General features: G+C 70.9%; 12 protein-coding genes. 4 read left to right on the top strand and 8 right to left on the bottom strand.

What is annotated here, in order from left to right; all coding sequences use genetic code 11:
• Positions 1–8: 8 nt before the first annotated feature.
• Positions 9–767 carry a helix-turn-helix domain-containing protein gene (locus OG254_RS45910; RefSeq protein WP_405593710.1) on the bottom strand — a complete coding sequence of 253 codons (759 nt, stop codon included), beginning with the start codon at positions 765–767 and terminating at the stop codon, positions 9–11.
• Between the two features lie 126 nt (positions 768–893).
• Between OG254_RS45910 and OG254_RS45905 the strand changes: the two genes are divergently transcribed.
• The 3 genes from OG254_RS45905 (at position 894) to OG254_RS45895 (ending at position 6,078) form a co-directional block, all read left to right on the top strand.
• A complete protein-coding gene (locus OG254_RS45905) occupies positions 894–2,402 on the top strand; it encodes an APC family permease (RefSeq protein ID WP_405593709.1) in 1,509 nt (502 codons plus the stop codon).
• Between the two features lie 21 nt (positions 2,403–2,423).
• Positions 2,424–4,058, top strand: a complete 1,635-nt coding sequence (locus OG254_RS45900; protein ID WP_405593708.1) for an amidohydrolase — start codon at positions 2,424–2,426, stop codon at positions 4,056–4,058.
• Positions 4,059–4,347: 289 nt separating this feature from the next.
• Positions 4,348–6,078, top strand: coding sequence for a hypothetical protein (locus OG254_RS45895; RefSeq protein WP_405593707.1), 1,731 nt, complete (start codon positions 4,348–4,350; stop codon positions 6,076–6,078).
• Between the two features lie 71 nt (positions 6,079–6,149).
• Here the strand turns inward: OG254_RS45895 and OG254_RS45890 are convergent, their stop codons facing one another.
• From OG254_RS45890 to OG254_RS45865, 6 genes are all read right to left on the bottom strand, one after another.
• Positions 6,150–7,394, bottom strand: a complete 1,245-nt coding sequence (locus OG254_RS45890; protein ID WP_405593706.1) for a cytochrome P450 — start codon at positions 7,392–7,394, stop codon at positions 6,150–6,152.
• Entirely contained in the window at positions 7,391–7,996 is a 606-nt protein-coding gene (locus tag OG254_RS45885) for a GTP-binding protein (protein WP_405593705.1), read from the bottom strand. Before OG254_RS45885 ends, OG254_RS45890 begins: the two co-directional genes overlap by 4 nt.
• Positions 7,977–8,348 carry a DUF742 domain-containing protein gene (locus tag OG254_RS45880; RefSeq protein ID WP_351194830.1) on the bottom strand — a complete coding sequence of 124 codons (372 nt, stop codon included), beginning with the start codon at positions 8,346–8,348 and terminating at the stop codon, positions 7,977–7,979. Before OG254_RS45880 ends, OG254_RS45885 begins: the two co-directional genes overlap by 20 nt.
• Entirely contained in the window at positions 8,345–8,755 is a 411-nt protein-coding gene (locus tag OG254_RS45875) for a roadblock/LC7 domain-containing protein (protein ID WP_147998438.1), read from the bottom strand. The genes OG254_RS45880 and OG254_RS45875 overlap by 4 nt, the downstream gene beginning before the upstream one ends.
• A gap of 4 nt (positions 8,756–8,759) precedes the next feature.
• The gene (locus tag OG254_RS45870) at positions 8,760–10,508 is read right to left on the bottom strand and encodes an ATP-binding protein (protein WP_405593704.1); all 1,749 of its coding nucleotides are present in this window, start codon (positions 10,506–10,508) and stop codon (positions 8,760–8,762) included.
• A gap of 266 nt (positions 10,509–10,774) precedes the next feature.
• On the bottom strand, positions 10,775–11,737 hold the full coding sequence (locus OG254_RS45865) for a GlxA family transcriptional regulator (protein WP_405593703.1): 963 nt from the start codon (positions 11,735–11,737) through the stop codon (positions 10,775–10,777).
• Between the two features lie 71 nt (positions 11,738–11,808).
• On the opposite strand from OG254_RS45865, the gene OG254_RS45860 reads away from it, so the two are divergent.
• On the top strand, positions 11,809–12,759 hold the full coding sequence (locus tag OG254_RS45860; protein WP_351194824.1) for an NADP-dependent oxidoreductase: 951 nt from the start codon (positions 11,809–11,811) through the stop codon (positions 12,757–12,759).
• Position 12,760: 1 nt separating this feature from the next.
• Here the strand turns inward: OG254_RS45860 and OG254_RS45855 are convergent, their stop codons facing one another.
• The gene (locus OG254_RS45855) at positions 12,761–13,861 is read right to left on the bottom strand and encodes an NAD(P)-dependent alcohol dehydrogenase (RefSeq protein WP_405593702.1); all 1,101 of its coding nucleotides are present in this window, start codon (positions 13,859–13,861) and stop codon (positions 12,761–12,763) included.
• Positions 13,862–13,866 lie beyond the last annotated feature (5 nt).

The following is a 13,866-nucleotide window of genomic DNA, read 5'->3' as shown; positions in this document are numbered from 1 at the left end:
CGGTCTCCTCACGGGGCTGCGTTGACGGACGTGTCCAGTGTGGCCGTCGGACGTCCGGCCCGGGAACGGATTTCCGTCAGCCGGGCCGCGGCAGCGCTGAGCAGCAGGTCGAGAGCCGCCGGGTAGGAGCTGCGCGGCATGTCCGCCACGAGATGCCGGGCCGTGGCGGCGATGTGCGGGTGGGTCTCGGCGGGCAGCCGCGCGTACGTCCCCCGCCAGACGGCCACCTCCGCGTCCCGCGCGGCCTTCGGCATCGCCACGCTCGCCGAGTCGAGGGCGCCGTAGGCGAGGGCCTGGTCGACGAAGGCGTGGTAGATCCGCACCGCCTCGGCGTCGGGGAAACCGGCCCGGCGCAGCACGCCGAGCATGGTCTCGACGGCCTGGATCTCGTACGCCCGCCCGGTCACCCGGTACGAGCTGAGCACCGCCGCCCGGGGGTGTGCGAGGGCGCCCGCGTGCATGCGCAGGCCCAGGTCCCGCAGGTCGGCGCACCAGTTGCCGGTGGGGCGCCAGGTGCGCAGCGTACGGCCGATGAGTTCGTCGGCGATGGCGAGCATCAGGTCGTCGGTGTGCCGGAAGTACCGGTACAGCGAACTGGGGTCGGCGCCGAGGGCGCGGCCGAGGCGGCGCACCGACAGGGCGTCGGCGCCGTGCTCCTCGATCAGCCGCAGGGCCGTCTCGACGATCAGGGCCTCGGACAGGACGACGCCCTGCTTGGTGGGCCGCCTGCGCCGGCGCGCGGCGGGCGGGACGACGCGCTCGCTCATGGACTGCCTCCCTCGGGCCGGTGCCCCGCACCTTACGACAACACCGTTGACCTGTTAAGCCCTCGTTCAGTTTCATGTCCGCTCATCGGGGCCGCCCGGGCCCCCGATGCGAGCGGAGATCCGGCCATGTCCGATCAGCAGCCCTCCAGCGTCGTCGACCCTCCAGCGCGGCCCGAGCTGCGCAAGTCCCTCGGCGTCCTGGACGGCATCGCCATCGCCGCGTCCAGCACGGCCGCGACCACCAGCATCGGTATCGGCCTCGGGGTCACCGCGGGCGTGGTCGGCCTGCATCTGCCGGCGATCATGCTGCTGGCGTTCCTGCCCGTCCTCGGCATCGCGGGTGCCTACTCCCGGCTCAACAAGGTCGAGCCGAACGCGGGCAACGGCTATGTGTGGGTGGGCCGTTCGCTCACCCCGTGGCTCGGCTTCATGGTGGGCTGGGTGACCATCGTGGCCGTGGTGGCGTTCCTCGCGTACACCACGGCCGTCACCGGCTCGGCCCTGCTCCAGCTGGCCGGGGACGCCGGGCTGCACCGGGTGGGCGGCCTCGCGCTGGACCCGGGGTCGACCGCGCAGACGACGGCGGTCGGCATCCTGGTCCTGGTCGCGGTCACGCTGACCGCGGTCACCGGTGTCCGCACCGCCGCACGCCTCCAGGCCGGACTGCTGGTCTTCGAGTACGTCGTCCTGCTGGGCTTTTGCGGATACGGCATCGTCACCGGCCCGCACGACTTCAGCCTGAGCTGGTTCGACCCGTTCGCGATCCCGTCGGCGACCGCGCTCGCGCAGGGGATGCTGCTGTCGGTGTTCTGCTACTGGGGTTTCGAGTCGGCGTTCACCGTCAACGAGGAGGTGCGCGACCCGCGCGACGCGTCCCGGGCCGGGATCATCACCCTGTTCACCATGCTGGCGCTGTTCCTGCTCGGCTCGGTCGCCTTCCAACGCGTGCTGTCCGAGGAGGAGTTGGTCGGCCACGGCCCCGAGGGGCTCGCGTTCTTCGGCGAGCGGTTGGCGTCCCAGCCGTGGGCCGCGCTTCCCCTGGTCGCCCTGATGTTCTCGGCGGTCGCCTCGCTGCAGGCCGGGGTGATCCCGACGGCTCGTGGGATGTTCGCGATGAGCCGGGACCGTACGCTCGGGCCGGTGTGGTCCAAGGTCAGTCCCCGGTACGGGACTCCGGCCGCCGGCACGATACTGATCGGCGCCCTGGCGGCGGTGGTCGCGGGACTGGCACTGGTCATCCCGCGGCTCGCCGACATGATCATGGCGACAGTGACCGCCGTGGGCATCGTGGTCGCCCTGTCGTACGCCCTCACCGCTCTCGCGGCCGCCGTCCGCTTCCGCTCGCTGCTCCGTGAGGACTGGCGGCAGGGGGTGCGCGCGGTGGTCCTGCCGACGCTGAGCGCGCTCGCGCTGCTGGGCCTCGGCGGTTACCTCGGCTGGTCGTTCTACTCCTCCGCCGACCACTTCGAAGTCAGCGCGGACAACGGGTGGTTCCTGCTGTCCACTCCCCTGGCGATGATCGCGTCCGGCTTCGTGGCCGCCGCGTGGGCCAGGTGGGTGCGCAGGTCGCCGTACTTCCACACCGGCAAGGGCACCGACGCCGACGCGCCGCAGCTGCTCGCCACGTCCCGATAACCCCCTACCAGGAAAAGGAACATGTACGCGGATCTCCTCTTCACCGGCGGCCCCGTCCTCACCCCCGAGGGCCGCACCGCGACCGCCGTGGCCGTCACCGGCGACCGCATCACGGCCGTAGGGCGTCAGGAGGTGCACGATCTCGCCGGACCGCGGACCGAGGTGGTGGACCTCGCCGGGCGGCTGCTGCTGCCCGGGTTCCAGGACGCGCATGTGCATCCGGTGCCGGCCGGCCTGGAACTCACCCAGTGCGATCTGACGGCGACCAGGACGGCGGACGAGACCCTCGCCGTGGTGCGCGCCTACGCCGACGCGCACCCCGAGCGGGAGTGGATCACCGGCGGAGGCTGGTCGATGGAGGCCTTCGAGGGCGGTACGCCGACGAAGGAGCTGCTGGACGCGGTGGTGCCCGACCGGCCGGTATACCTGCCCAACCGCGACCATCATGGCGCCTGGGTGAACAGCCGCGCCCTGGCGCTCGCCGGCATCACGCGCGACACGCCCGACCCGGCCGACGGGCGGATCGACCGGGATCCCTCCGGCGAGCCGAGCGGGTCCCTCCAGGAGGGCGCGATGCAGCTGGTGGGGCGGCTCACCCCGCCCGCCACGCAGGCCGACCGGGTGGCGGCCCTGCTGCATGCCCAGCGCCGGCTGCACGCGCTCGGCATCACCGCCTGGCAGGACGCGCTCGTCGGGGACTTCCTCGGCATGGACGATCCGGCGCAGGCGTATGCGGCGGCCGCGCGGGACGGCTCGCTCACCGCGCGTGTCGTCGGCGCGCTGTGGTGGGACCGTGAGCGCGGCGCCGAGCAGATTCCCGAACTGGTCGAGCGCCGGGAGGCGTTGAGTCACGGCAGGTTCCGCGCGACCAGCGTCAAGCTGATGCTGGACGGTGTCGCCGAGACCGGCACCGCGGCCCTGGTGGACCCCTATCTCGACCGGTGCGGCTGCGCCACCGCCAACCGCGGCACCAGCTTCATCGCCCCGGAGCAACTGCCCAAGTACGTCACCGAGTTGGACGCGCTGGGGTTCCAGTGCCACTTCCACGCCCTGGGCGACCGGGCCGTACGCGACGCGCTGGACGCGATCGAGGCCGCGCGGGCCGCCAACGGGCCGAGCGACACGCGGCCCCACCTGGCACATCTCCAGGTCGTCCAGCCCGCAGACGTGCCGCGCTTCGCCCGGCTCGGGGCGATCGCGAACATCCAGCCGCTGTGGGCCGCGCACGAACCGCAGATGGACGAGCTGACGATTCCCTTCCTGGGCCCCGAACGGGCCGCGTGGCAGTACCCGTTCGGCGCTCTGCTGCGCTCGGGTGCCCGGCTCGCGGCGGGCAGCGACTGGCCGGTGAGCAGCCCCGATCCGCTGCACGGCATCCATGTCGCGGTGAACCGGGTGGCGCCGGAGAGCGCCGAGGCGCCGGTGTTCCTGCCCGGCGAGCGGATCGGACTCGCCGACGCGTTGACCGCCTACACGGCGGGCTCGGCGTATGCGAACCATCTCGACGAAACGGGCGAGGTGCGGGTGGGGGCGCTGGCCGATCTCGTGGTCCTGGACCGCGATCCGTTCGACGGGCCCGTCGGGGAGATCGCGGAGACGCGTGTAGCTGTCACTTACGTCGGGGGCGAGCGAGTATACGCAGCTCAGGAGGCTTGAGCAGTAACGGAGATCACGGTCCGCTTACGCGTAGATCATTTACACCCCGGGAAGGCTGGTACCGGTTTTCGGTTCAACTTGCGCATCGGGAAGGTGAGTTCGAATGAGCGGGCGGTCGTACCGCCGCCCGCCGCAGGTGCTCATCCCGCAGCATGAGCCGGATCCGGTCGCGTGAGTCCCGCTGTTCGGCGAGCCGTCGCGGCATGTACGGAAGCTTCTCGGACACGACCGGCCAACACCCACGGCCGGTCGTTCCGCTGCCAGGACCACAGCTTGAAGGGATACCGGTGTGAAATCTCGTGTCGTAGGCGGTGGTCCGGAGATATCCACCGACAGCGTGCTCCCGGCGCAGCCAAGCGTCCGGCTCCAGCCGACGGAGGCGGGGAACGCCCTGGCCCACCTCTTGGCGCAACACATCAATGGGTGCACGGACGAGTACCGAGATTGCCAGAACGCCGCTCAGCAGCGGCTGGACGCCTTCGGATCCCCCCGCGCCGGCAGCACGCTGCATGTAAAGGGAGCCCTCAATCTGGCGCCGCGCGCGTTCGTCCCGCCCGACGAGGAGGGCTACGCCAGGTTGAGGCGACTCGACGCCGGCCTGCGCGTGATCGAAGCAGCCTTCCCCCAGGTCAGCACTGATATTGAGGTCTGCCGACTGACTTGCACGATGCTGGAAGGGGCATGGAGGAGCCGGGCACTCAGCCCGCCGCGCGAGGAGGAGCAGTCAGCCGTCTGCGCCTGCTCTCTGTGCCGTCGGCTGCCCACGCCTCCCGCACGCACGCTGGCCGACTACGGTTGGCGGCAGAGCGCCGGTCGTCCCCTCACCGTCAAGACCTGGCCGTACCACCGGGAACTCGACAGCGTCCTGACCGGTGGATGGTCCTTGGCCCGGCAGATGAACGACCTTGAACGAGACCTTGGCTACCGCCACCGCTTCGAGGACGACATCCTGCTCTTCCATGAATACAAACGCGTGATCGACACCATAGACACCACGCACCTCACCCAACTCATCGAAGGCCGCCTGGCCGAGAGTTTCAGCACCAACACCGCACGGGCCCTGGTCTGCGGACTCTACGCAGCCCATAAGCGATCCGTGGACGAGTCCTGGCTCCAGCAGCACCACGCGGGCAGCGTCGTACTCCCCCAGACCAACCCGCTCAGCCAGAGCACCTACTCACTCCTGCAGATGATGGACTGCCTGTTCTGGCATGTCTCACCCGACACCGAACTCTGGCAGGAAGAACACCTCGCCTCCCTGCTGCTGTGCCGCGTCATCGACGACATGGTCGACGTACGGGCCGACGCCCTCACCGGCGAGATCAGCAACTTCTGGCTCGCCGACATGCCCACCCACACCAAGGCCCTCTACGCTGCCTGCGCCATCGCCAGCGTCAAGTACGGCTGCATGCCCGAGGCGCATCCCCCGATGTGGAACACCTGGCTGATGCCCAGCACCATCGTCTGGTTGGGGCTCACGGGCCGCCACGGCTTGTGGTTCGACGGCATCACCGAGGGCCTCCCCCCGGCCCCGGACTGCCCGCTGTGCGACCTTCAGCCCAACGCATGCACCGGCATCCTCACCCACGGCACCACCCTCACCATCGCCCCGCGGCCCACCGCACCAGCTCTGAGCGCCCGGACCGCCGAGCTTTCCGCACGCTGCCGAGCCCAATACCCCGAGACATGGCCCCTCTTCGACGCCGAGCTCCACGCCTTCGAAGCACTGCACGGCCCCTGGCACGGCAACACCGACAGCACATGGGAGATCCTGCGCCGCACGTACATCGCCGCCGTGGAGGCATCCAGCGCCACACCGTCCACGGCCCGCGCTCGTGATGTCCAACAAGACTCCGGCGCAGTCGGATCCGAGTTCTTCCACACCCTGCACGACCCTCAGACCGGGAGGGAGGACGCCGCACTGCTCGCCTACATGTTCGGCTGCGCCCACCCGCATTTCCTCTGGAACGCCACGGGATACCGTCCCACGGACCTGGCAGGCGACTGGCTCGACGGCTGACGCCTCAATCCTGTTCCAGAAACCCACGCCGCTGCCCGGCCGGGCAGCGGCGTCTCAGGGCGTCTCATGGCCTATACGTCGAACTCGACCGCCAGGCTGTCCAGCAGGGACATCCATGTGGACGCGGTCGAGGTGAGCTCCTCCGGCGGCACGGCCAGGCGCAGGCCCGGCAGACGGTGCAGAAGGACGTCCACCGCGATCTCGATGATGGACATCCCGATGTTCTGCCCGGGGCACTCGTGCGGGCCCGCGCCGAACGCCAGGTGCGCCTGGTTACCCTGCACCGAGACACCCGGGTCGGGCCGGACCTCGGGGTCGAGGTTGCCCGGGGCGAGACCGAGAACGAGCAGGTCGCCCTCCTCGATGCGGTGCCCGCCCAGTTCCACATCGCTGGCGGCGAAGCGCCCCGGCAGGACGGCCAGCGGCGGAGAGTTCCACATGGCCTCCTCCACCACCGCCGAGATGTTCAGCTGACCGCTGACCAGCCCGGCGAGCCGGGAGGCGTCGGTCAGGACCAGCTCCAGCACACGGGCCAGCAGGTTGGTCGTGACATGCGCGGCGATCAGCACCGTACGCAGGTGGGCCACGACCTCGTCGTGGTCGAGCGCCGCGTGATGCTCCAGCAGGCGGGTGGCGAGGTCGGAGCCTGGTTCGGACCGCCTGCGCTCGGCGAGTTCACCGAAGATCTCCCTGATCACGCCGTCGTGCGTGACGGCGTCCTCGCCGCCCTTCATCACCTGGGCGCAGGACTCGACGAGGCGACGCCCCTCCGCCTCGGCAAGCCCCAGAATGCGGGCGGTCACGAGCATCGGCAGATAGTCGGCGTAGTCCGCCACCAGATCGGCGCGGCCGGAGTCCGCGAACGCGTCGATCAGCTTGTTGGCGAAGTGCGTGGCATGGCGCCGGACACCGCGGTCGGCGGCGGACTGCAGCCCGTCGCTGACGGCACCGCGCAGTCGGCGGTGAGCCTCGCCGTCCTGGGACACACAGTCGGGGCGCCAGGCCAGCATCGGAACCAGCGGAGAGTTCTCCGCGACCCGGCCCTCCCGCCAGTCCCGCCAGATCCGCGCGTCCCGGGGGAACTGGAGGGGATTGTCGAGCACTCGCCGGCTGTCCCGGTAGCCCAGTACCAGCCAGGCGGGGATGTCGCCCTCCAGCAGCACCGGCGCGACGGAGCCGTGCTCCTTGCGCAGCCGCTCGTAGATGCCGACCGGGTCGGTCGCCGCCTCCGGCCCGAACAGCCTGGTGAGGTCGGTCCCATGGCCGAAGGGGCAACCGCGGGGCGTATCGGGATCGTTTAAGGGCTGGGCGTTCATCGGGACTCCAGTGCGACGGCGGAGCGTTCCTTCAAGTGACGTATCAGGGCGACGAGGACGTCACGGCTGGAGGCCCGGTCGCGGGCGTCGCAGGCAACGACCGGGGTGTGCGGGGAGATGTCGAGGGCGTCCCTGATCTCCTCGACCGGGTACTCCTTGGAGTCGGGGAAGACGTTCAGCCCGACGACGAACGGGACGTGCTGGCGCTCCATCTCCTCGATCGCCCGGAAGCTGGAGGCGAGCCGGCGGGTGTCCACCAGGACGACCGCGCCCAGGGCTCCCTTGAACAGGCCGTTCCACAGGAACCAGAAGCGTTCCTGCCCGGGGGTGCCGAACAGGTACAGCATCAGGCTGTCGTTGAGGCTGATCTTGCCGAAGTCCAGGCTGACGGTGGTCTGCGTCTTGTCGGCGACGCCGATGAGACGGTCGACGTCGGCTGTGGCCTGGGTGAGCGTCTCCTCGGTGGTGAGCGGCTTGATGTCGCTCACCGAGCGGACCATCGTGGTCTTCCCGGTGCCGAAGCCGCCGGCGATCATCACCTTCACCGAGCGGGTGTCACCGGCACCGGGCCCGCCGGGCCCGTCAAAGCCTTTGAAGTCCACTGAGTACCTCCTCAAGGAGCGCGAGGTCGGGCCCGCGACCGGCGGATTGCGCCGGGATGGGATCACGGGCTTCGACATGGCCTGCCTCCAGCAGATCCGTCAGCAGCACCGCAAGAATGTTGAAGGGCAGTCCGAGGTGGGCGCCGAGTTCGGCCACCGACAGCGGATCGCGGCAGCGCCGGAGGATCTCCTCGTGCTCATGCTGCATCCCCGCTGCGGGGGCGGTGCGGGAGACGACGAGGGTCGCCACGTCGAGACTCGACGCCGAACCGCCCGGTCCGCTGCGTCCCTGGGTGAGGACGTAGTAGCGCTCCAGACCGGAGGGGTTCGAGGGCCGGCGGGGAGCACTCATCCAGAGTGCTCCTCCAGGCGCGCGGTGGTGCCGAGCAACTCGCCCATCCTGCGCGCCAGGTCCCTCATCTGGTGGCCGAGCAGGCCCTGGTCGAGGCCCTCCCGGGCGAGGACGCCGAGATAGGTCTCCACACCGGCCCGTACGACGAAGAGGTGGCCGCCGTCGACCTCGATCATCGCCAGCCTGAGCTGTCCCGCGTACTTGGGGAACTGCTCGGCGACCGGCTGCGCCAGCGCCTGCAGGCCCGCCACGACGGCCGCGAAGCGGTCCACGTCGTCGGGGTCCTCGGCGCCGTAGGAGGTGATGGCCTTGCCGTCGCTGGAGGCCACCAGGGCGAAGTTGATCTCCTGGATGCTCTCCACCAGGTCGCGGAGCGCCCAGCTCACGTCGGTTCCCTGCTGCGTCATGGGACTAGTCGCTCTCTTCGGTGCGGTGCTCGGTGGACTCGCGGCCGTCGGCCGTCGCGCCTTCCTCGCCGACCTCACGGCCCGCGGTGGCGAAGGCGGCCAGCCCGGCGAAGGACGCGTCGGGCGGAACGGCGGCGACACTGGTCGTCCGGTCCATCCCCTCCGGGCGCACCGCCGGCTCGTGGCGCGGCTCCTCGTGGCGCCTGCTGCGGCGCCGGGGCAGGCCGCCGGGCGTGGTGTCCATGGCCTCGGCCTCGGCGAGGTCGGCCGGGTCTGCCGTCTCGGCGACGACGGCCGGCTCGCGGGCCGGTGCCGCCGGGGTGGTGGCCGGTGCCGGGGAGGCGGAGGCGGGCAGCGGGCTGAAGTACTTGTGCGGGACCACGACGACCACCGAGGTGCCGAGCCACGGTGAGTCCGCGAAGGTGACGCGGATGCCGTACCGGCGGGCGAGGATACCGACGACGCGCAGACCGATGTTGGCGTCCTCGGACACTCCGCCGAGACCGGCGCCGGGCGCGGTGCCCGACAGGGCGTGATCGGCCTCGCGCTTCTTCTCCTCGCTCAGGCCCTTGCCGGAGTCCTGGATCTCGATGCCGACGCCGTTCGGGACCTCCTTGCCGGAGACGATGACCGGCTCGGTGGGCGGTGAGTAGCGCGCGGCGTTGTCCAGGAGGTGGGCGAAGACCAGCGTCAGGTGGTCCACCAGGCCGCCGTCGACGCCGAGTTCGGGCAGGTGGCGTACGTCGATCCGCTGGAAGTCCTTGATCCGGCCGATGCCGCCGCGGACCACGCTCAGCAGGCGCTGCGGCTCCTGCCACTGGCGGCCGGGCCGGTCGGAGCCGCCGAGGACGCCGATGCTGGCGGCGAGACAGTCGGCGGGGCCGATCGCCTGGTCGAGCTCCATCAGGCCCCGGGCGACGGCGGGCAGCCGTCCGTGCTCACCCTGGAGTTCGTGGAGCCGGCCGCGGAGCTTGCTGGTCAGGACGTGGATGCGGTTACCGATGCCGACCACGGCCTGCTCGGCGGAGGTGGAGCGGTCGAACTCCTCCTCGACGCCGATGAGCGAGGTCCGCAGGACCTTGCGCAGATTGGCCTGAAGTTCGGCGCTGACCTTGGCGCACTGGTTGACCGACGGCAGGACGTCGTCGATGGCCTCGCCCTCGCGCAACCGGCGCAGCCCGTCGGGCAGTTGCTCGTCGGCAAGGCGGGCGACGGCGGACAGCTGATGGGCCAACTGCTCCTGCCAGATCTCTGCCTGGTCGGCGAGCTGGGCCTCGTAGGACCGGGCCTGGGCGGCGATCCGCTCCTCGTAGGAAGTGCTCTCGTGGGCCAGCCGCTCCTCGTAGGAGCCGCTCGTCTCGGCCAGTCGGCCCTCGTAGGCGCGGGCCTGCTCGGCCAGTTGGGCCTCGTAGGCACCGGACTGCTCGGCGAGGCGGCCCTCAAGGGCGGAGCGGTCGGCGCTGAACTTCCGCTCCAGGCCCGTCACGTGCTGCTGCCACTGCTGGGAGTGCTCGGCCTGCGAGGTGCGGAACTCGCTCTCCGTCCGACGCAACTGCGCCCGGGTGCGCAGCAACAGACGTACGCACACGGTGCCGGCGGTGGTCGCCGCGACGCCGGCGACGGCGGTGGATATTCGCTCCGAGCTCATGAACGTGGCGGCAACGGTCCCTCCTCCCAAAGCCAGTGGCATCAGCCACCAGCTGTACCAGGCGACAGGGGGCCGCGCCGCCGACGGCGGTGTGGCGAGTTCCATCTGCATCCTTCGAGGCGACGATCGAACAATGGGGGGTGTGCTGGCGATCGCACTCATGAGTACGCACCGCGAAGTGACCGATCACGACTGAGTCAACCCGCAGTGCTGAACGGGAGCTTATCGGGTTTGGACACAAAAGGATCAACCTCGACGGTTGACGGACGTGAGGATTCCGTCACTCTCCGCCAGGGAACGAAATTCGATAAATGCCCTTACCTACCCACAAGTTGACCGATCGGCCAACGCCTCCGCGGGGGGCTTCGGGGCTAGCGGACAGCCGTCGTCTGGAACGTGCGGCGGTACGCCTGCGGTGACACCCCGATCGCGGCGTGCAGATGCTGGCGCAGCGAAGCGCCGGTGGCGAAGCCGACCTCGCCGGCGATCCGGTCCACCGGGAGGTCGCTGGACTCCAGCAGGTGGCGGGCGCGGACGACGCGCTGCTGGATCAGCCAGCGGCCGGGGCTGAGACCCACCTCGTCGCTGAAGCGGCGGGCGAAGGTGCGCAGGCTCATCCGGGCGTGGGCGGCGAGGTCGGCCAGGGTGAGCGGCTCGTCGAGGTGCTCCAGGGCCCAGGCGCGGGTGGCGGCCGTACTGGCGGCTCCGCTCTCCGGGACGGGCTGCTCGATGTACTGGGCCTGGCCACCGTCCCGGAAGGGGGGCACGACACAGCGCCGGGCGACCGAGTTGGCCAGTTCGCTGCCGTGGTCGGTGCGGACGATGTGCAGGCACACATCGATGCCGGAGGCGGCGCCGGCTGAGGTGAGGACGCGGCCGTCCTGGACGAAGAGGACGTCCGGGTCCAGGTCGACGTGCGGGTAGCGGCGCCGGAACAGGTCGGTCACATGCCAGTGCGTGGTGGCGCGTCGGCCGTCCAGCAGGCCCGCCGCCGCGAGGACGAACGCGGCGGTGCAGATCGACACGATGCGCGCGTCCGGGCGGATCCGCGCGAGCGCGTCGACGGCCTCGGGAGACAGCTCCGCGGGGATGTACGGCACGCCGACCGAGGCGACCACCACGGTGTCGGCGGTGGCGAGGATCTCCGGCCCGTGCTCGACGCCGATCGTGAAGTCGGCGTTACTGCGGACCGGCCGACCGTCGACGCTGCACGTCAGGACCTCGTACCGGCCGTCGGCGGCGCCGAAGATCCGGCTGGGGATGCCCAGCTCGAAGGGATAGACGCCGTCCAGGGCCAGCACCACGACCCGTTCCACCTGTCGTTCACCACGCATGGCACGATTCTATCGAAGGTTGGCCATCATGCCATTTTCTGGTGCGGCGGACCCCGGCAGGCTGTTTCACCATGAGCACTGTGAACACGATGCGAGCCATCAGCCAGGACGTCCTCGGCGGTCCCGAGGCCTTGAAGGTAGTCGAGCTGGAGCGCCCCGAGCCGGGCCCGAACGAGGTACTGGTCCGGGTGCGGGCGGCCGGCCTGAACCCCACCGACTGGAAGCACCGCGCGAACGGCGGCTTCCTGGGCGAGCCGCCGTTCGTCCTGGGCTGGGACGTCTCCGGTGCGGTCGAGGCGGTCGGCATCGGCGTCGCCGCCTTCCGGCCCGGCGACGAGGTCTTCGGCATGCTGCCGTACCCCTACGGCCACGGCTCGCACGCCGAGTACGTCATCGCGCCGGTGCGCGCCCTCACCCACAAGCCGTCCGTGCTCGACCACACCCGGGCGGCGGCGCTCCCGCTGGTGTCCCTCACCGCATGGCAGGCCCTGACCGAGCACGCCGACGTCCGGCCGGGGCAGCGAGTGCTGATCCACGCCGCGGCCGGCGGGGTCGGGCACGTGGCCGTGCAGATCGCCAAGGCGCGGGGCGCGTATGTGATCGGCACGGCGAGCGCGGGCAAGCACGACTTCCTGCGCGGCCTGGGCGCGGACGAGCTGATCGACTACCGGGAGACGGACTTCACCGAGGCCGTCAAGGACGTGGATGTCGTCCTGGACACCCTGGGCGGTGAGACGTCCGTGAGTTCGCTGCGCGTGCTGCGCCCGGGCGGTGTCGTCGTCTCGATCCTGCCGATCGGGTCGGACGAGTTCGGTGAGGAGGCCGAGCGGCTGGGTGTGCGGGCCGTGCGGATGCTCGTGGACGCCGACCGTGCCGGCATGCGGGCGATCGTGGACCTGGTCGAGCAGGGCAAGCTGCGCCCCGAGATCGCCGGGACCTTCCCGCTGGCCGATGCCGCCGAGGCGCACGCGCTGGGCGACACCGGCCGGACGACGGGGAAGCTGGTCCTGACCGTCGACTGAGTCAGAACGTGAGCACGGGCTTGATCGCCTTGCCCGCGCTCATGTCCCGTACCGCCTGGTCGATGTCCGTGAACGGATAGGTGCTGATCAGGCGGTGCAGCGGGAGCCGGCCTTCCTTCACCAGCCGGACCAGCGCCGGGATGAATTCTTGCGTCTCGGCGTCGCCGAGGGTGAGGCCGACGATCCGCTTGCCGCCGAGCAGTCCGTTGACGTCCAGGGCGACTTCGGTGCCGAACGGCGGTGCGCCCACGACGACGAGGGTGCCGCGGGCGCCGAGCGCGTCGACCCCCTGGCGCAGGACGCCGACGTTGCCCGTGGTCTCCACGACGCCGTCAGCGCCCAGGCCGCCGGTGATGTCGGCGAGCGCTTCGGCGAGGTCGGCCGCGTCGACGGTGTGGGTGGCGCCCAACTCCCTTGCCAGTGAAAGGCGTTCGCCGAACCGGTCGACGGCGACGATGTTGGTCGCGGGAGTCAGGGCGGCGGCCATGACGGCGGACAGGCCGACCGCTCCGGCGCCGAGGACGACGACCGTGCTGCCGGTGACCGGCTTGAGTACGTTCCAGACGGCGCCGACCCCGGTCTGCACCCCGCAGCCCAGCGGGGCGATCGACGCGAGCGGCACCTCCGGGTCGACCTTCACGAGGCTGCGCTCGTCCACCAACGCCCGCTCGGCGAAGGAGGACTGGCCGAAGAAGTGGCCGCCCAGTTCCTCGCCGCCCCGGCTGATGGTGCCGGTGCCGTCGGCCCGGCGGCCGCCGATGAGGTTGAGCGGCAGCCAGGTCGCGCAATACGCCGGGTGGCCGCCCCGGCAGTTGCGGCAGCCGCCGCAGGAGGTGAAGGACAGCACGACATGGTCGCCCGGCGCGACGCCGGTGACGGCCGGGCCGACGGCCTCGACGACGCCCGCACCCTCGTGGCCGAGGACCCCGGGCAGCGGGAAGGGCAGTGCTCCGCTCGCCACACCGAGGTCGGTGTGACACAGGCCGGTCGCCACCATGCGGACGACGGCCTCGTGCGGCCCGGGTGCGTCGAGCTCCACGTCGGACAGGGTGAAGGGGGCTCCGCCGGACTCGACGACGGCGGCGCGTGTGCGGATGGGCATCCGGG

The organism is Streptomyces sp. NBC_01092, from assembly GCF_045039535.1.
In the GTDB taxonomy this organism is placed as follows: Bacteria; Actinomycetota; Actinomycetes; order Streptomycetales; family Streptomycetaceae; genus Streptomyces.
The sequence above is the reverse complement of the archived record's forward strand: the minus strand, read 5'-3'. Positions and strand labels throughout refer to the sequence as shown.